General features: G+C 64.2%; 15 protein-coding genes and 1 riboswitch. Of the genes, 9 read left to right on the plus strand and 6 right to left on the minus strand.

The window, feature by feature from the left end; translation table 11 throughout:
• Positions 1-6 precede the first annotated feature (6 nt).
• The 7 genes from DFR52_RS24850 to DFR52_RS10150 all read left to right on the plus strand — a co-directional run bounded on the left by DFR52_RS24850 (position 7) and on the right by DFR52_RS10150 (position 9,989).
• Positions 7-1,257 (plus strand): COG3904 family protein, encoded by a 1,251-nt coding sequence (locus DFR52_RS24850; RefSeq protein WP_245415276.1) that lies wholly within the window; start codon positions 7-9, stop codon positions 1,255-1,257.
• Between the two features lie 633 nt (positions 1,258-1,890).
• Complete coding sequence (locus DFR52_RS10125) at positions 1,891-3,594, plus strand: tannase/feruloyl esterase family alpha/beta hydrolase (protein ID WP_110031797.1); 1,704 nt, start codon at positions 1,891-1,893, stop codon at positions 3,592-3,594.
• A gap of 949 nt (positions 3,595-4,543) precedes the next feature.
• Entirely contained in the window at positions 4,544-5,632 is a 1,089-nt protein-coding gene (locus DFR52_RS10130) for a polysaccharide pyruvyl transferase family protein (RefSeq protein WP_110031798.1), read from the plus strand.
• A 28-nt stretch (positions 5,633-5,660) separates the two neighbouring features.
• The gene (locus DFR52_RS10135; RefSeq protein WP_158284926.1) at positions 5,661-6,386 is read left to right on the plus strand and encodes a glycosyltransferase family 25 protein; all 726 of its coding nucleotides are present in this window, start codon (positions 5,661-5,663) and stop codon (positions 6,384-6,386) included.
• On the plus strand, positions 6,383-6,997 hold the full coding sequence (locus DFR52_RS10140; protein WP_110031800.1) for a hypothetical protein: 615 nt from the start codon (positions 6,383-6,385) through the stop codon (positions 6,995-6,997). The genes DFR52_RS10135 and DFR52_RS10140 overlap by 4 nt, the downstream gene beginning before the upstream one ends.
• 234 nt (positions 6,998-7,231) lie before the next feature.
• Complete coding sequence (locus DFR52_RS10145) at positions 7,232-8,911, plus strand: B12-binding domain-containing radical SAM protein (RefSeq protein WP_110032061.1); 1,680 nt, start codon at positions 7,232-7,234, stop codon at positions 8,909-8,911.
• Between the two features lie 166 nt (positions 8,912-9,077).
• A complete protein-coding gene (locus DFR52_RS10150) occupies positions 9,078-9,989 on the plus strand; it encodes a glycosyltransferase family protein (RefSeq protein WP_110031801.1) in 912 nt (303 codons plus the stop codon).
• A gap of 94 nt (positions 9,990-10,083) precedes the next feature.
• Here the strand turns inward: DFR52_RS10150 and DFR52_RS10155 are convergent, their stop codons facing one another.
• From DFR52_RS10155 to DFR52_RS10180, 6 genes are all read right to left on the minus strand, one after another.
• A complete protein-coding gene (locus DFR52_RS10155) occupies positions 10,084-10,335 on the minus strand; it encodes a hypothetical protein (protein WP_110031802.1) in 252 nt (83 codons plus the stop codon).
• A gap of 128 nt (positions 10,336-10,463) precedes the next feature.
• Positions 10,464-11,744, minus strand: coding sequence for an amidohydrolase family protein (locus tag DFR52_RS10160; protein WP_110031803.1), 1,281 nt, complete (start codon positions 11,742-11,744; stop codon positions 10,464-10,466).
• Entirely contained in the window at positions 11,741-12,682 is a 942-nt protein-coding gene (locus DFR52_RS10165; protein WP_110031804.1) for an ABC transporter permease, read from the minus strand. Before DFR52_RS10165 ends, DFR52_RS10160 begins: the two co-directional genes overlap by 4 nt.
• Positions 12,683-13,196: 514 nt before the next feature.
• Complete coding sequence (locus tag DFR52_RS10170; protein ID WP_110031805.1) at positions 13,197-14,249, minus strand: ABC transporter permease; 1,053 nt, start codon at positions 14,247-14,249, stop codon at positions 13,197-13,199.
• Positions 14,239-15,789 (minus strand): ABC transporter ATP-binding protein, encoded by a 1,551-nt coding sequence (locus tag DFR52_RS10175; protein WP_110031806.1) that lies wholly within the window; start codon positions 15,787-15,789, stop codon positions 14,239-14,241. The genes DFR52_RS10170 and DFR52_RS10175 overlap by 11 nt, the downstream gene beginning before the upstream one ends.
• Positions 15,789-16,817 carry a BMP family protein gene (locus DFR52_RS10180; protein WP_110031807.1) on the minus strand — a complete coding sequence of 343 codons (1,029 nt, stop codon included), beginning with the start codon at positions 16,815-16,817 and terminating at the stop codon, positions 15,789-15,791. Before DFR52_RS10180 ends, DFR52_RS10175 begins: the two co-directional genes overlap by 1 nt.
• A 276-nt stretch (positions 16,818-17,093) precedes the next feature.
• Positions 17,094-17,240, plus strand: a riboswitch (FMN riboswitch).
• 80 nt (positions 17,241-17,320) lie between these two features.
• On the opposite strand from DFR52_RS10180, the gene DFR52_RS10185 reads away from it, so the two are divergent.
• Positions 17,321-17,755 (plus strand): 6,7-dimethyl-8-ribityllumazine synthase, encoded by a 435-nt coding sequence (locus DFR52_RS10185; RefSeq protein ID WP_110031808.1) that lies wholly within the window; start codon positions 17,321-17,323, stop codon positions 17,753-17,755.
• Positions 17,756-17,987: 232 nt separating this feature from the next.
• On the plus strand, positions 17,988-19,013 hold the full coding sequence (locus DFR52_RS10190; protein WP_110031809.1) for an ABC transporter substrate-binding protein: 1,026 nt from the start codon (positions 17,988-17,990) through the stop codon (positions 19,011-19,013).
• Positions 19,014-19,060 lie beyond the last annotated feature (47 nt).

Raw genomic sequence — 19,060 nt, forward strand, 5'->3', positions numbered from 1 at the left:
AGTGCATTGCGCCTGTTTTTGGCCTTTTTAGGCACGTTTGTCGGGCTTACTGCTTGGATTTCTTCCACTGAGGCGGCCGTGAGCATACACCAGATTTCTGTGGATGGTGGCGCAAACATCATCGTCATTAAAGGTGAATTCGAGTTCGACGATGACTCAGCTGTACTGGCACGCGAGGTCGCGGCATCCAACGCGCAGATTGTCACCTTCGACAGCAATGGTGGGAATATTTACGCTGCCATGGCGTTTGGCCGGGCCATACGATCTCTGGGTCTCAAGACCGTTCAGATTCGCTCCGCAGAGTGTGCCTCAGCCTGCGCACTTGCTTTCGTAGGTGGCGCGATGCGTACTGCGGAGCCCGGCTCCATTGGAGTTCATCGCTCCTCGTTTTCCGCCGCGTCAGATATTGACGGTCATTCAGCGGTAGCCGCCGTTCAAGCCGCCACGGCTGACATCATGCTTTACCTCATCGAAATGGGTATTGACCCGACGCTGCTGCAGCTAAGCCTATCGGTTGATAGTTCGGACATGCGGTATTTAACCGCCAGCGAAATGGCGGTGTTCCGGGTCACGTCCAGTTCACCAAGTGAGGAGACGGTGGAGGTGAGGGCCGACAAGTCCGTTCCCGTCGTGATCGAGCCGCCAATAAAGGCCGATGCTCTGTCAGCAGTTTCGGTCCAGGATCGTGCGCTCCAGTTTGTGGCTCGATACCACGAAGCTTGGTCTTGGCCGAACCGGAGGGCAATCGATTTCATGGAAAACGCCTATGCAGACACCGTCGTATTCTATGGGAAGGCGATCAGCATGGACAAGGTGATTCAGGAAAAAGTCACGTTTGCGGAGAGGTGGCCGGAACGGGCCTACAGTGTGAAGCATGGTACTGAGCGGGCGAACTGCGCTTCGATGTGCACAGTCAGTGCGACCGTCGAATGGTACGCACATAGCTCCAAGCGAGCCCGATATTCCTCGGGGGCCGCGGAATTTGCGCTCACTTGGAATCCGGTGACCGGCAAAATCGAATCCGAAAATGGAAAGGTCATCCAAACGGACAAGAAAGTGCATGCGCCGATCCGAATCTTCTCTCAGTGGCAAGAGCAGAACGGACAATGCCGCGGGGGCCCGGGAGATTCTGAAGATACGATGAAAGCATGTGAGAGGAGGGAAGCGATCGGAGCCAAACTTGAAGCAATCGGATGGTGCTACGGTCGGCCGGGGGAGTACGGCTACCAGATAGACTGGCATGTCTGTGGCCAATGAATTCAACGCCAAACATCCGGTGAATGCCTCCGGTGCATCCGGTCCGCCGTGAGAGTCACCGCCGGGAAATTCCCCAGCCGGTTGGTCCAAAAAAAAGGGGTCCCACGTCAATCGATGGGACGAACTCAAATCAATTCTGGAGAAAATTCGCGGCGGCAGGTCAGCTTATGAATTCGCCTGCTCGGAATGGGCGTCACAGCCCACGGGCTTGCCCGCCGGACGTTTTTCATGGGCCGGATTAGAGGAAGAATCCGCCCTGGCGGGAAAAACAAGGATGTATTCCACATATACGGCAGGTTGAGCACCGGCTAGCCTGATCCCTGCCGCATGAGGAGGTTCGTGCGGCTGGAGGACATCATGGCAAACATTCGGAACCGCGGCCGGCCTATGGCCGCCGGACGTCGCACGTCCGTGTCTTTTCGCGCAAGCGAAATCTCCGGGCGATGGCCTCGGACCCACCGATGCCGCTTGCGAATGCGCCGGTGCGCCACGCGACCGTGGTCGTTGCCCGGACGCCGCTTCCGCGGGCACGTCGATCCCGGCTCCATCAGTCGTTTGTCATGCAGTGACAGCAACCTGGCGTGGCCTGATGGGCCGGGTCGGGGTATTTGCCAATCCTAAGGGAGAGAGAACATGTCGACATTCATTCAACGAGTGGCCGCCGCGGCCGCGCTTCTGACGCTTGGCGCGGGCATTGCGCATGCCGCCGAGACGGCGCAGCCGTCCGGACCCGGAGCCGCTGGCGACTGCACCGGGCTTCAGGGGCTTTCCATTCCCCGGCAACTCATCGGACTGCCGACATCCGGCGGCGAGGTTGCCAGCGCCGAGACTGTCGAGGCCAGCGGCGAGGGCGCTGCGGCGGTTCCCCGGCACTGCCTGGTCTCAGGGCTGATCCACCCGGTCGATCCGGATGCACCCGACATCCGGTTCGGCCTCGCGCTGCCGGCGGACTGGAACCGCAAGGCCCTGATGCTGGGCGGCGGCGGCTTCGACGGGTCGGTCCCCAAGCTGACCGGTAACGTGCCCGCTGGCCCGGCCGACAAGCCGCTGCCGCTGGCCCGCGGCTATGCAGTGTTCGGCAGCGACTCCGGGCACCAGGCCAACGAACTCGGCTCGCAGGATGGCTCCTTTGCTCTCAACCAGGAAGCGGCGCGCAATTTCGGCGGCGACGCGCTCAAGAAGACGCGCGATGCCGCAGTCTATCTCATCGAGCAGCACTACCGTGCCGACACGATCGACCAGGCCTATTTCGCCGGCGGATCGACCGGCGGGCGCGAGGCGCTGGCGGCCATCACCCGCTGGCCCGACGACTGGGACGGCGCCATCGCCTGGTACCCGGCGTGGAACGATGTTGCAGCCCTGCTCGGCGGGCACCGGGCCAACCGGGCGCTGGCCCAGCCCGGCGCCTATCCCGATACGCCGCAGCGTAAGCTGATCTTCGATGCCGCCATGGCTGCCTGCGACGCGCTGGACGGCGTGGCCGACGGGCTCATCAGCAACCAGACCAGGTGCAATGCGACCTTCGATCCCCGGACGGCCCGGTTCGAGGGCAGGCCGGTGCTCTGCGCCGGCGATGAAGCGCCCGAGGCGGTCTGTCTGTCCGAGGCGCAGGTGACGGCGCTGGAAGTCATGAACACGCAGACCCGGTTCGATTTCCCGCTCGCCAGCGGCGAGACCCAGTATCCTGGCTACAATGTCTGGGGATCCGATCTCGGCATCACGTCGCGCGAGGCGGCAGTGCAGCCGATCGTCACCTTCCTCGCCCTCGGCACGACCCCGCCGGTTCTGCCGATGGCCCGCACCACGCCCTATATCAGCCTGCTGCTCGACCAGTGGATCAAGTATTCGGTGACCGCCGATGCCGACTTCGATTCGCTGTCGCTCGATCCGGAAAGCCCCGGCGCCTGGGCGATGCGGATCAGCGAACTGAGCACCCTCCTCGACACGGCAGTCGATCTCGACCGCTTCGCCGCCAACGGCGGCAAGCTCCTGCTCGCCCACGGCCTGTCGGACGTGCTCGTCAGCACAAGGGCCACGCAGCAATATTATCTCAGGCTGCAGAGCCGCATGATGCCGGAGACCGTCGACGACTTCGCCCGATACTACGAGGTGCCTGGCTATGGCCACGCGGTCAGTTCCGACTTCAACGCCGCATGGGATTCGCTGACGGCGCTGGAGAAATGGGTCGAGGAGAAGGAGGCCCCCGAAGATCAGGTGGTCACCGACACCGTCGGTGTGCCCGGCCGCACGCGGCCGCTGTGCGACTATCCCGGTTGGCCGCGCTATGCGGGGACCGGCGACGTCGATGACGCAGCATCCTTCGAATGCGTCAACTGACAGGCGGGTCGGTGGCTTCCTTCCGGTCGACGGCGACCTGATCGCCGTCGCCCCTCCGGGGCCTGGGCCGGCGCCGTTGCGGACTATTTCCGGCGCAGCATGGCTTTCTGCATCGGAAGCGGGCGCATTGCCCGCGAATGCGGCGGCCATTGCCCGCAAATTGGGCTAGCTATGCGTTTTTGGAATAGCTGCACTGCAACATGAACTCTGTTCCAATTTCGCAGATGCAGTATGTTGTCCTTATCGAAGTGATGCACCTCCTCCCGCAAAGCTTCGATGATCAGACGGCCTTATCCTCCTCCCGAGGTTGTCTGTAGGAATGGCGGCACTCCTCCTCCCAGCCGCTGTTCGGTTCTTCCGGAAAAAGCCTGCCGCACCTCCTCCCGCGGCGGGCTTTTTCTTTGGAACCGGGAGCGGGGCCATCAGGCCGGCCGCGGCGCCGCTCCGTCGCATCGCCCCTCCATCCCGCGCGATGTCTTCCTCCCCGCCACAGCAGCAATGCATGCCCAAACCGCGCAGCGTCTCGGGATCACGGATGCATGCTGGAAAGAAGAAAGCCCGGTGGGTGGATCTGATTTCACGCACCGTGCCGCAAGGCGCCGCGGCACGGCCTCCAGACCCGTTTGGCCGTTCCTCGACCTTCCCCGCTGTGATCGGTGGTCGGGCGGCATGCCGAACTGTGGTGATTGCGTGTCCGGCAATCCCCAGATCGGACGAGTTGATCCTGGCGTTCATTGCGGGGATTAGGAGCATCGGTGAAATCCCGCCGTCTGCCTTGCGAAGACAAGAGCAGACGTCCCAGACGGATCGGAATGCAACGGTATGTGGTTTGGACGAGAAGCGCGTCACCATCCTGGCTTGACCAGAACATGGCTTGCACCGGCCGTGGTTGTAGCGGCCATCAGCACTGCGATGTCCGAATGCTGACGACCGGCACGAGGAGCCCGATGTGACGCTCAGGGCTGTCTTTCTCAATGACACCTCCGGCAATCACCATTTTGGATGCGCGCGGGTGATGCGCACCATCGAGGCAGCCCTCCAGGCGCGCGGGATCGAGGTGACGGCAAAGAGCCTGGTGCGCCAGGACTGGGAGCGTGACACAGCCTTTCTCAGGGCACTGGGTGCTGCCGACATCATCGTCATCAACGGGGAGGGCACCCTCCACCACGGATCACGCCATGCCGAGAAACTGCTCCGGGTCGTCCGTCATCCGAACCGGAAAAGCATACCGGTCGTCGTCCTGAATGCGCTTTTCCAGGACAACCCGCCGGAGTGGGATCATCTTCTCGCCGGGATGTCGCTGATTTCGGTGCGCGACTCCAGGAGCTTCGCGGAGCTGAAAGGCCGCTATCCCGGTGAGCTTCACCAGACGCTGGATTTCTCCCTTTACGAACCTTTCGTGGCCGGCAGCAGTGTGGAGCGGACATCACTGATTGTCGGAGACTCGGTTTTCACGGATGTCACCGAGGAACTGGCGACGCTGTCCGACAAGTCGGCCGCGGACATATTTCTGCCAATTGTCAGGACCATCAAGAGTTCCAGGCCGCAGCTGTCCCCCGCCAGGCGAAGGATCAGGGAGGCAGTCATCTTCATGCACCGGATTGTGTTCGGGTTGCGCCACCCGAAGGCCCGGTTTTGTCAAGATGAGTTCGACTATTTGACTGAGCTTTCGAAAGGAGAGCTCCATGTCACCGGCCGCTTTCATTCGGTCTGTTTCTCCTTGCTGACCTTGACGCCGTTTCTGGCCCTGAGTTCGAATTCCTGGAAGGTCGAGGCCCTGATCGAGGATCTTGGATTGTCGTCCGACCGCCTGATGGCGCTGAAGGATATCCGCCAGGCGATCGATGGCTCGGGCATGCATGGGTTTTCCGATGCGGAGCTGCTGGCAATCGAGAATGGCCTTGAAGGGAACAGAAGAGCGATCAGTCGCGTTTTTGATCGCGTCGCGGAACTCGCGGCCGGAGATGAAGCCCGGAAGATTTCATCATTGGACAGTCAATCGGGCCGAATGGCCGCCCGGAAACTGGCGCCGTCCTGATTTTTCAAAGCATCAGAAGGCATATCGCATGGATTTCTACATCATTCATCTAGAGCGGGCGCGGCAGCGCCGAGCCAATGTCGACAGGCTCGCGAGGACCCTGCCAGGCCGGGTGAAGGTGATTGAAGCCGTCGATGCCTCGCAACTGACCGACGACGAGGCCGGAAGGCATCACTGCAACGCCCGTCATCTGCCCCGCTACCCTTTCCGCATGCGACGCACGGAGGTTGCCTGTTTCCTCAGCCACAGGCTCGCGTGGAGCCAAATAGCCCGGGCGGACGGTTCCTTTGCCATGGTGCTTGAGGACGACTGCGCGATTGATCCGGCGGTGTTCGAGCGGGCCCTCGCTCTGGCCACATCGGTTGCCTCGGAAGACGACTTCATCCGCTTTCCAACCTCCCTGCGCGAAACACCGCTCCATGTCCTCAAACGCGACGGGGAGTTCTCGGTGTTCCAGCCCAGGCATTGCGGTCTGGGAATGCGGGCCCAGCTTGTCGGCAGATCCGCGGCGCGGCTGCTGCTGGATGCAACGGAAACCTTCGATCGTCCCGTCGACACCACGCTTCAGATGACCTGGGCCTGCTTGCGCGGGATCTCCACGGCCTGGCCATCGGGTGTCAGCGATATTTCGAACGAGCTGGGCGGCTCGACGATCGGCTTCGACAAGACGCTGGCGGAGCAGGTCCATCATGAACTGGCCCGTCCACCCTACAGGCTCGCGATCAATCTGCTTGGCAGCTGGCACGCCCGATGAAGACGGTGGCGATCGTCGGCAACGGGCCTTTGGAGGAGGCCGACAAGCGCTTTGTCGGCGCGGCGGACATCGTGACCCGCTTCAACCTGGTGCCCCGGGAGCATCTCGCCCTGTCGGACCGGACCGACGAGCATTTCCTGTCGTGCTCATCCAAGCAGGTGGGCGACTATCTGGCAGCGGGCAGCTACGAATCCGATCCCTGCTTCCGCAACGCCGGGCGGATCGTCCTGCCCTACCATCCCGGCATCATCGCTGCCTGCATGCCGCAGCCTTCGTGGCTTTCCCGCCTCAAGGGCCGGCGCGCCGACTGGACATCCGTCTGCGAGCGCGCCGCCGCCCGTTTCGGCAAGCAACTGGTCATTCTCACTGAGGAGGACTATCGGTCTGCATGCCGGGCCCTCGGCATCGGCGGCGAGGGCCGCGATTTCTACCCGAGCAGCGGCTATCTTGCAGTCATGCGGGCGCTGAAGATCTATCAGCCGTCGATGCACCGGATTCACCTGTTGGGTTTCGGCTTCCAGGGATGGAAGCGGCACCCCTGGCCGGCGGAGGAGGCAGCCATTCGCGCCCTGCATGCGCAGGACAGGCTGTCGCTGCATGCCGTTGCCTGAGATACAGCCATAGGGCGACCGATCGCAGCGGTCCGGGCCGCGAGGTGCAGAGACAGGCTCGGACAAGCTCGGCGACTCATGCTCACACTCGGAATGATGGTCGGGCATCGGTGATTCTCCGGCCTGCAGGGGTTCTTGCTCCTGATTGCGCAATTCGTCAGACGAGTGACCGTGCGTGCCTCATACCGAGATTTCTTGCCGGCGCACCGCTCGGCCTTCGTCACAGGCTGCCCCATGACCAGACTGCTCTTCGTCATTCCGCCCTATTTCAATGCCGCCGATTACATCGACAAGGTTCGCAATGCGGTGCTGCCCGCCTTCACCATTCCCTATGGCATCCTGTCGATGGAGACCTATCTCAAGGCCAATTGCGAGACCGCGGTGGAGATGCGGCTGGTCGATCTCAACGTGACGCTGAAGGCACTGGTCGAGGAGGGGCGAGCCGAGCACCACGAGGCGATCTTTGCCGCCGAACTCGCTTCCATCCTCGAAGATTTCAAGCCGGATATCGTCGGCGTTTCTGCCTTGTTCAATTCCTCCTTCCGCTACATCCAGTCGCTGGTCGCCACCGTGAAGGCGCATGACGACTCGATCCTGACCATTGCCGGCGGTGGTCTGCCGTCCGCCGCCCACGCGATGATGCTGGAGCGCTGCCCCGGTCTTGACGCCATCTGCAAGGGGGAGGGTGAGCGACCGCTGCAGGTCCTGCTCGATGCCGAGGATCGCGACCTCGTGCTTGCCGACCACAAGTCCTGGGTGACGCGCGAGGGCGTGGCGCGCGGCAAGGTGCCCGCGCATGATTTCATCGACAATCTGGACGACATCCCGCAGCTCAATTACGGGATCGTCGATCTCAGTCACTACAACAACCGCTCCATCGACAAGCGCTACGCCACCGAGCCGCGCCGCGAGATGGCCATCCACACCTCGCGCGGCTGTCCGTTCCTCTGCGTCTTCTGCTCCAACCCGTCGCTGCACGGCCGCACCGTGCGCTTCATGTCGATCGACCGCGTGGTCGAGGACGTGCGCCGCATGCGCGATGAGTTCGGCATGACGGTGCTGATGGTCGAGGACGATCATTTCTTCCAGGACAAGGAACGTGCCAAGCGGCTGCTGGCCGCCCTTGCCGATCTCGGCGTGCGGCTCGAATTCCCCAACGGAGTCGCCGTCTACGCCATCGATGAGGAAGTGGCCGAGCTGTTTGCGAAGGCCGGTGTGTCGGCCGTGGCGCTGGCGGTGGAATCGGGCTCCGACCATGTGCTCAACAATATCATCAAGAAGCCCTTGAAGAAGAAGCTGATCAAGCCGGCGGTCGAGGCGCTGCGCAAGTTCGGCGTCCGCAGCCATGTCTTCATCGTCGCGGGCCTTCCCGGCGAGGAGGACGAGCATCGCCAGGAAACGCTGGAGATGCTGCTCGACAACGGCTTCGACTGGACCCATGTCTATCTGGCGATTCCCATCTATGGCAGTCGCCTCTACGACATCTGCGTCGAGAACGGCTATCTCGAATCGGCCGACAACGACGATTTCGTCGCCACCAAGACGGTGTTGAAGATTCCTGGCCAGGACCCGAAGAAGCTCGAGGCCTATGCCTATGAGACCCAGTTGCGCGTCAATTTCATCGAGAACTACAACATGCGCACCGGCCGCTACGACGTGGCCATCCCCTACATGAAGAATGTCTGCGACAAGTATCCCGACCATGCGCTCGGACATTACTATCTTGCCCGCTGCTACGCCGCCAGCGGCGAGCAGGAACTCGCGGTCTCCCATGCGGCCACGGCGCTGGAAATCTTCGAGCGCGACCCATGGTGGCGGGAACTCGCCGGCCGTCACGGGGTGGATTATGCCGACTGCCTGCCGTTGGCTGGCGGAATGCCCGCATCCCCGCTCGCTCTCGCGGTCGGCGCCTGAGGCACGTCGTCGACGACGGATCCCGACGGCGAACTCTGCCGGCGTTTTCGACGCGGGACAGCGGAAGCTCATATTGTGGACGCTCGGGGATAGGGCGATTGCCTGCTTGCAGTGCACGCATGTCGTGCTACCGCAGGTCATGCGTATTCTCATCGTCAATGAACGAATGTCGAAGCGGACAGGCACGGAGATCGCCACCCGCGATCTCGCGCAGGGACTGAGCCATCGCAGGCACGAGGTCGTCGTTCTGGCCGAGGAGACAGGGCCCTTGGCAGAAGAGGTGCGGGCCGCCGGCGTCCCGGTCACCGACACCATTGCCGGCATCGGGATGTTTCCCGATGTGATTCACTTCAACGATCTCGGTATGGCGGTCGAGGTGTCGTCCGCGTTTCCCGCGGCCGCAGCCTGTCTGCAGTGGCACCGGACGGTACCGGCAACATTCTCCATCGCCGGCACCAACATCAGCGTGCTCTGCGGTGTTTCCCCGCGCATCAACGAGAAGATGGCCTGGTTCGGGGGTGTCGACACCGATGGCCTGCTCAACAACACCGTGGACCTGACCGGCTTTCGCGCCCGCGCCACGCCGCTTCCGCCGGTGCCGGGCAGATGGCTTCTCGTTGGCCAGCAGAAGCGTGGATACGGGTTGATGCTGAAATTGAAGTGGCTGGCGATGAGGCATGGCGCAACGCTGGATCTGGTGGGGCCGCGCTTTTTCCGCCGCGTCTCCAATCTGCCCGAGCACACCCGCAGTTACGATCTGGTCTTTGCATCCGGGCGCTGCGCCCTCGAGGCTGCCTGTTCGGGCGCAGGCGTGATCGTCACCGACTATCATGGAGTGGCCGACTTCCTGGGTTCAGGCAGGGTGAAGCGCTACTATCAGGGGAATTTTTCCTATCGGCTGTTCGGCTCGCCGGTGACTGCGAGATCCCTCGCAGCGGCGATCGCCGAGTATGATCCGGAACAGGCCGCGCTTGCGTCGGCCTGGCTACGCACCCATGCCGATCTTGAGGTCGGGCTCGACAGGACGCTCGCCCTCTACAGGCTGGCCATCGCCAGGCGCGCGGGCCGGTTGGCCTGAAGTCCGCGTGCGGGTGCCCGGAGAAACCCTTCCGGCCTTGAGCAGGCTCCGGCCGGTGGCGCGATGCCGCCGGCCGGGCGCTCACGTCGCCGGTCTATTTGCTCCGGTCCGGGCCACCGGTGTGGCCGCTGCGGGTGGCGGAGACCGGATCGCTGGCGGGGAAGCTGTCTTCCAGCCCTTCCTCAAGCTCGTCGTCGGCCTCCTGGTCGAAGGATTTCGACGGCTGGTCGCCCTTTGCGGCTTCGATGGCGAGTTCGCGGGTGGCGTAGACCGGCGAATGGCGGCCGTCGACCACGTAGGCCCAGCCGCCGTCCTTCTGTTCCAGTGTGTACTCTTCGCTTTTCATGTCGAACTCCTTTTCCTGCTTCCCAACGCCGCCGGTCGTTCATCGTTCCCTGCAGGGCGCGATCGCGATGCTGGTGTTCTCGGCCATTGGCGTGGCTTCCTAACGCGCTTCGAAGCTCTCAGCCGGACTCAGGGCACGAAGCGTCGATCGACCGAGTCCGGTCGGCCGGGCAGGTCAAGCCGCATCGGCGACTTCTCCCGCCGGGCGACGATCCTGCCGCCGGCCACCACCAGAAGCCGCGTGGCGCGCAGCCGCAGCGCCTCCACCGGGCTGCCCGCATCGAGCACCACAAGGCTCGCTTTCTTGCCGGCCTCCAGCCCGTAATCGGCAAGGCCCATGATTGCGGCACTCTCGGTGGTCACCATGTCGAAGCAGCGCCGCATTTCGGCAGGGCTGGTCATCTGCGCCACATGCAGGCCCATGAAGGCGACATCGAGCATGTCGGCGGTGCCGAGCGGATACCAGGGGTCGAGCACGCAATCTTGGCCGAAGCCGACGCGGATTCCGTGCGAGAGCATCTCCGGCACCCGGGTCATGCCGCGGCGCTTCGGATAGGTGTCGTGCCGGCCCTGGATGGTGATGTTGATCAGCGGATTGGGAATGGCCGAAACCCCCGCCTCGGCGATCAGCGGCAGCAGCTTGGAGACATAGTAATTGTCCATCGAATGCATCGAGGTCAGGTGCGAGCCCGCGACCCGGCCCTGCAGGCCGAGCCGCTGCGTCTCGTAGGCCAGCTGCTCGATGTGCCGCGACATCGGGTCGTCGGTCTCGTCGCAATGCATGTCCACCATCAGCCCGCGGTCCGCGGCGATCTCGCAGAGCTCGGTCACCGAGGCGCGGCCGTCTGCCATGGTGCGCTCGAAATGCGGAATGCCGCCGACCACGTCGACGCCCATGTCGAGCGCCCGCAGCGTGCAGTCGCGCGCCTGGGGCGACCGGTAGAGCCCGTCCTGAGGAAACGCCACCAGCTGCAGGTCGATATGGGGCGCCACCAGCCTGCGCACTTCCAGCAGCCCGCGCACGCCGATCATCGCCTTCTCGTCCGACGTGTCGACATGGCTGCGGATGGCCAGCAAGCCCATCGACACCGCCCAGTCGCAGTAGGAAAGCGCCCGCTCGATCACCGCCTCCTCGGTGATGATCTGCTTGAGCTCGCCCCACAGGCCGATGCCCTCGAGCAGCGTGCCCGACGCATTGATCCGCGGCTGGCCGTAGCTCAGCGTCGCATCCATGTGGAAATGCGGATCGACGAAGGGCGGCGAGACGAGCTGCCCGGAAATGTCGATCGTCTCGCCGGCTTCGCCATCGATGTGCGGGGCAATCGCGGCAATGCGGCCGCCGGAGATCGCGATGTCGGCGGTGCGGCCATCGGGCAGCACACCGCCCTTGAGAAGGATGTCGAAGCTCATCGCTCGCCTTTCTGGTAGGGGATCATCAGCGCCTTCGGATAGGTCGCGCGCCGGGCGACGATGACCAGCGCCGCGATCGACAGCACATAGGGCATCATCAGGAAAACCTGGTAGGGAATGGCGCCGCCGGTCAGTTGCTGCAGCCGCACCTGATAGGCGTCGAAGGCGGCGAACAGGATGGCGCCGAGCACCGCCTTGCCCGGCCGCCAGGAGCCGAACACCACGAGTGCTATGGCGATCCAGCCGCGTCCGTTGATCATCTCGAAGAAGAACGAGTTGAACGCCGACATGGTCAAGAACGCACCGCCGATCGCCATCAGCGCCGAGCCCGCCATCACCGCGCCGACGCGGATGGCGGACACCGAGATCCCCTGCGCCTCGACGGCGGACGGGTTTTCGCCCACCGCCCGCACCGCGATGCCCACCGGCGTGCGGTAGAGCACCCAGGCCACCAGCGCGACGGTGACATAGGCGAGATAGGTGAGCGGCGTCTGGTTGAACAGCGCCGGGCCGAGGATCGGGATCTCCGACAGGCCGGGCACCGCAAACGGCTGGAACGGCTCGATCTTCGGCGGCGAGGTGACTTCCGGCAGCAGAATCCGGTAGGTGAAATAGGTGAGGCTCGAGGCGAGCAGCGTGATGCCGATGCCGGTCACATGCTGAGACAGGCCGAGCGGCACGGTGAGAAAGCCGTGCAGCAGCCCCAGCATGGCCCCGACGAGGGCCGCCACCATGACTCCCGTCCACAGGTCGCCGCCGGAATAGACCGTGAACCAGCCGGCGAACGCGCCCGCCGTCATGATGCCCTCGATGCCGAGATTGAGCACGCCGGCGCGCTCGCAGATGAGCTCGCCCATGGTGGCGAAAATGAGCGGCGAGGCGATCCGGATCGCGGCGACCCAGAAGCTGGCGGTCAGCAGGATGTCGAAGGCCTCCATCAGCGGATGCCTCCGGTGTCGGCGACAGGCATTTCCGCCATTGACCGCTGTGGTGCCGGCGGCATTACCCCCCTCTGTCGGCTTCGCCGACATCTCCCCCACAGGGGGGGAGAGTGGGTGCCCGCATTGGCTGCGCAACGCAGAGCAACCCCACCCCCGGCTGCGCCGGACCCTCCCCTGGCAGGGGAGGGAAAACCATCGTGCCAGCGGCGACCTTCTCGGCCACCACTCCGGGAGATGGCAGCAGCATGGATCGAGCTGACAGGAACACGGTGCCCAAGGCGGGTTTTCCTCCCCCTTCGAGGGGGAGGTGGCTCGGCTCGTCCGGGCCGGAGGGGGTGTGCTTCAGGAGGGGAGGGGATTTCTGCGCCGGGAATTTTCAAAATTGACCACTGTGGTGCCGGCGGCATTACCCCCCTCTGTCGGCTTCGCCGACATCTCCCCCCTTGCGGGGGAGATGTCACCGCAGGTGACAGAGGGGGGTGAGTTCCCGAAAGTCCATGCTTCCCGATCATCATCGCCTCCACCTGATCCGGTAGCGCATCAGCATCATCGCGGTGACCATGGTCAGAAGCGCGGTGGCGACCATCACCTGGGCGATGTAGCTCGGCACATTGGCGCTGCGGCTCATGGCGTCGGCGCCGACGAAGATGCCGGCGACGAAGATCGCCGCGACCACGACGCCGAGCGGGTTGAGCATGGCGAGCATCGCCACGACGATGCCGGTGTAGCCATAGCCCGGAGACAGATCGAGCGTCAGGTTGCCCTTCAGCCCCGCTACCTCGGAGAAGCCGGCGAGCGCCGCCAGCCCGCCCGAGATCAGCGCGGTCTTGACGAGCACCATGTTGACCGGGATGCCGGCGAAGCGCGCGGCTTCCGCATTGTGGCCGACGGCGCGCATCTCGTAGCCGAGCACGGTCTTCTTGATGATCACCCAGACGATCCCGGCCGAGACCAGAGCCAGCACGAAGCCGTAGTGCAGCCGTTTTCCCTTGATCAGCCGCGGCAGCTGCGCCTCGGCGATGACCCGCTTCGACTGCGGCCAGCCCATGCCGGTGGGGTCCTTCAGCGGGCCTTCGAGCAGCATCGAGACGAACAGGATGATGATGAAGTTGAGGAGGAGCGTGGTGACCACCTCGTCGACGCCTAAGCGGGTCTTGAGCACGGCAGGGCCGAGGAGCAGCAGCGCGCCCGCAAGCATCGCCGCCATCATGATCAGCGGGATCAGCCCCGCCGACGGCATCTGGATGGCCCCGGTGCCAAGCACCACCGTCATCACCGCGCCGATATAAAGCTGCGCCTCGGCACCGATGTTCCACAGCCGCGCCCGGAAGGCCACGGCAACCGCAAGGCCGGTGAAGATCAGCGGCGTCGCCCGCGTCAGCGTTTCGAGCAGCGCGAACTGGCTCCCCGCCGCTCCCCTGGCCACCAGATAGAACACGGTGAAGGGCGAGGCGCCGGCGATGAGCACCAGGAGCGAGGTGAAGACCAGCGTGGCGGCGATGGCTGCCGCACCCCAGGCCAGATTGACGCCGAGCGACGTGGCGGCTCTCGGTTCAAGCCGCATCTGCGTCTCCCGCGGCAAGCCCGTGGCCCGCCATCAGCTGGCCGAGCTGCATGACGCTGCGCTCGCCTCGCGCCGACGCCGTCGACAGCCGTCCGCGCGACATCACAACGACGCGGTCGGACAGCACCTGGATCTCGTCAAGGTCCTCGGAGATGAGCAGGATCGCAGCCCCCCGGTCGCGGGCCTCGACGAGCCGCGCATGCACATAGGCCACCGCGCCGACATCGAGCCCGCGCGTCGGCTGGCTGGCGAGAATGACGTCCGGGTCACCGTCGAGCGCCCGGCCGAGAATGAGCTTCTGCATGTTGCCGCCCGACAAGAGCCGCACGCGGGCGGCGGGCGAGGGGCATTTGACGTCGTAGGCCTTGATGATGGAGGCGGCAAAGCGCGTCGCCGCCGCCCAGTCGAGCAGGCCGAAGCGGGAGAAGCGCCGGCTGCGATAGGCCTCTGAAATCACGTTTTCGGCGACACTCATGTCGCCGATCATGCCGGTTGCATGCCGGTCTTCGGGAATGCGGCCGATGCGGTTTTCGAGCGCCGTGCGCGGCGACCAGCCCGAGACCCGCCGGCCGCCCACCTGTATGCCGCCGCCGGTCATCTGCAGGGTGCCCGCGATCAGCGCGGCAAGCGCCGCCTGTCCGTTGCCGGAGATGCCCGCCAGCCCGGTGATCTCGCCGCCGCGAAGCTGCAGCGAGACGCCGTCGAGGCCCTGTCCGCCCATGGCCGGTGTGGACACGGAGCTGAGTTCGAACAGCACCGCGCCGGGCCGGCTGGGCGCGACGCCCAGCGTCGGCAGTTCGCCGCCGACCATCAGTTCCGCCAGCTCATGCGCGCTGGTCTCCCCGATCGGCCGCTCGCCGGCGACGCGGCCGCCGCGCAGCACGACCACCCGGTCGCTCACCGCCATCACCTCGTTGAGCTTGTGGGAGATGAAGATCACGGAGAGTCCGGCGCCGACCAGCTTCTTGAGCGTGGCAAACAGCGCTGCGGTCTCCATCGGGGTCAGCACGGCGGTGGGTTCGTCGAGGATCAGGATCCGGGCGTCGCGATAGAGCGCCTTGAGGATTTCCACCCGTTGCCGTTCGCCCACCGAGAGGTCCGAGACCAGTCGGTCGGGATCGACCGTGAGGCCGTAGTCGGCGGCAAGTGCGGTGATGCGGGCGCGCGCCGCGTTCCGGTCGTAGCCGGGCCGCCACAGCGGCACGGTGCCGAGCACGATGTTCTCGACCACGCTCATCTGGTCGGCGAGCGTGAAATGCTGGTGCACCATGCCGATGCCGGCGGTGAGCGCGGCATGCGGATCGCCCGCGGCAAGCGGCTTTCCGAAGACCTCGATCGTGCCCTCGTCGGCGGTGTAGTGGCCGAACAGGATGTTCATCAGCGTGGTCTTGCCGGCGCCGTTCTCGCCCAGCAGCGCCACGACTTCGCTCTTCGCCAGCGACAGCGAGATCGCGTCGTTGGCGGTCAGCGTCCCGAAGCGCTTGGTGATGCCGGCGAGGCGGAGAACGGTCCCCGCCTGCCGGTGGCTGCCTGCGTCCATCAGCTGGACTTGGGCTCTTCGTCGTTGATCTCGACCTCGAAGCTGCCGTCCTTGATCGCGGCTTCCTTCTCGGCGACCAGCTTCATGGCCTCCTCGGGGACCTTGCCCTCGAACGTGCCCAAAGGCGCCAGCGACGCGCCGCCCTCCTTCATGAAGGAGAACTTGCCGTAGTCGGCCGCCTTGAAGGTCTTGGCCTTGACCATTTCGATGGCGTGTTCGAGCGTCGGCTCGAAATGCCACAGCGCCGAGGCCACGACGGTGTCCGGATAGTCGGCCTGGGTGTCGATGACGTTGCCGATGGCGAGGATACCCTTTTCCTTGGCCGCATCCGAGACGCCGAAGCGTTCGGCATAGAGCACGTCGGCGCCGGCATCGATCTGGGCGAAGGCGGTTTCCTTGGCCTTGGGCGGGTCGAACCAGGAGCCGATGAAGGCGACCTGGAACTTGATCTCGGGATTGCTCTCCCTGGCGCCGGCCATGAAGGCATGCATCAGCCGGTTGACCTCCGGGATCGGGAAGCCGCCGACCATGCCGATATTGTTGCTCTTGGTCATGGCGCCGGCGATGATGCCCGACAGATAGGACGCGTCCTGGATGTAATTGTCGAAGACGGCGAAGTTCGGCAGCTCGTCCTTGGGCGCAAAGCTCGAGCCCATCAGATAGGCGGTTTCGGGATAGTCGGCCGCCACCTGTCGCGCGGCGTCCTCGACACCGAAGACCTCGCCGATGATGAGGTCGTGGCCGGCCTCGGAATATTCCCGCATCACCCGCTCATAGTCGGTGTTGGAGGTGTTTTCCGAATAGACGTATTCGATGTCGCCGCGTTCGACGGCGGCGTTTGCGGCCTTGTGGATGCGACTGACCCACTGCTGCTCCACCGGCACGGTGTAGATGGCGGCAACCTTCAGCTTTGCGCCCTGGGCGCGCACGGAGGTGAGAAAGCCGGGAAGCGCGAGCAGCGCCGCGCCGGCCGCCGCGCCCTTGAGGATCTGGCGGCGCTGGAAAAGGGTAGTGATGAAATCTGACATGGCTGATCGTCCCTGTTGCGGAGAGAGTGTGGCTGTACCCGGCTTGTTTTTTGACCAAAAGATAAAACGCAAGATCGCCCTTGGCAACAGCGCTCCTCGATGTTCTGCACAATGTTGAGGCGAATTCGCATCTTGCCTCTCGGCTGGGCGGCCCCGGCCCGCGCCATGGTGAGCGGCCGGGCTCCGGGGCGCCGGTTGCTTGACGCTGCGTCGGCGGTTTTCCCGTCTTTCGCGCCAGCGGAGACTTGCCAGGAGAATGGCTTTGCGCCAGTGTCGCCCCGTTCTCAGGGCGGGGTGCAACTCCCCACCGGCGGTATGCTGCGCAAGCGGCGAGCCCGCGAGCGCCCTTCCTTCGGGCAGGGGTCAGCAGACCAGGTGCGATGCCTGGGCCGACGGTCACAGTCCGGATGAGAGAGAACGCGCCGAAACGGACGCCAGCGATGGCGGACGCGCCGGCTCGTGATCGCCTTGGGTGACGTGTCTGTTGCTGAAAGGAGATCCAAATGACACACACCCGCTATGCATTCATCAAGGCCAACTGGCACGCCGAGATCGTCGATCAGGCGCTCGCCGGCTTTTGCGAACTCATTCCCGCCTCCCAGGTCGATGTCTTCGACGTGCCGGGCGCCTTCGAGATGCCGCTGCTTGCCCGTGACCTCGCGCAATCGGGCCGTTATGGCGCTGTTGCCGCGGCAGCTTTCGTCGTTGATGGTGGAATTTACCGCCACGATTTCGTGGCCCAGGCGGTGGTCGACGGGCTGATGCGCGCCGGCATGGATTCGGGCATTCCGGTGCTCTCGGTGTCGCTGACCCCGCACCATTACCAGGAGACAGATCACCACAGGGCGATCTACAAGGCGCATTTCGTCGAGAAGGGCCGCGAGGCCGCCCGTGCGGCCCTCATGATCGGCAGGACCCGCGCCGCACTCGCCGCCTGACGCCACCCCCCCGATCAATCCGGACGGCGTCCGCAGCGCCGTCCGGGCCCGCTCCGCAATTCCTGCGCGATGGCACCTGGCCTTGCAATCGCATTTGGCTTTTTTATTCCATGCAACTTCGCACATGACATTTTTATGACGGATTTGTGACAGTCGCGATTGCATTCCTTTCAAAAACGCAGCAGTCTTGCGAATGCCTGGGAGATCAGGACTGTTTTTGGGAGGAAACATCATGAAAAGAACACTTTACGCCTCTGCGGCGATGGCGGCCCTGTTGCTTGCCGGTTCGGGTGCCGCCCGCGCCGAGAGCGTGACGCTCTATTGCAGCGCCGACGAGGCCTGGTGCCAGCTGATGGCGCGCGGCTTCGAGGAGGAAACCGGCATCACCGTCGACATGACCCGCAAGAGCTCCGGCGAGACCTTCGCCCAGGTCAAGGCCGAGAGCGCCAATCCGAAGGGCGATATCTGGTGGGGCGGCACCGGCGACCCGCACCTGCAGGCGGCCGAGGAAGGCCTGACCGAGGCCTATGTCTCGCCCATGCGCAGCGAGCTCAATGACTGGGCGGTTCGCCAGGCGGAATCGGCGGGCGACCGCACCATCGGCATCTATTCCGGCGCGCTCGGCTTCGGCTACAACAAGAACCTGCTGGAAAAGAACAACCTCCCGGTGCCGGCCTGCTGGAAGGACCTGACCAAGCCCGAATACAAGGGCCACATCCAGATCGCCAACCCGAACTCCTCGGGCACGGCCTACACCACGCTCGCCACCATGGTGCAGCTTTTCGGCGAGGAGGGCGGCTTCGACTACATGAAGGCGCTGCACAAGAACATCAATCAGTACACCAAGTCCGGCTCGGCGCCGATCAAGGCGGCTGGGCTGGGCGAGAACACCATCGGCATCGTCTTCATGCATGACGCCGTCGCCCAGACGGCCAGCGGCTTCCCGATCGTTACCGTCGCCCCCTGCGAGGGCACGGGCTACGAAATCGGCTCGATGTCGCTGATCTCGGGCGCCCGCCATATGGACGCGGCCAAGAAGTTCTATGACTGGGCGCTGACGGCAGAGGTGCAGTCGCGCGCCAAGGATGTGAAGTCCTTCCAGGTCCCGTCCAACAAGAACGCCACCCAGTCGGAAATGGCGCCGGATCTCTCGTCGATCAAGCTGATCGATTACGATTTCAAGAAATACGGCTCCTCCGACGAGCGCAAGCGGCTGTTGCAAAAGTGGGATGAAGACGTCTCCACGCTGCCGCAATAGACTGTGAAGCGACACCGCAAGGACCACCTCCTGCATCCGACCGTCGT

Source organism: Hoeflea marina (assembly GCF_003182275.1).
GTDB lineage: Bacteria > Pseudomonadota > Alphaproteobacteria > Rhizobiales > Rhizobiaceae > Hoeflea > Hoeflea marina.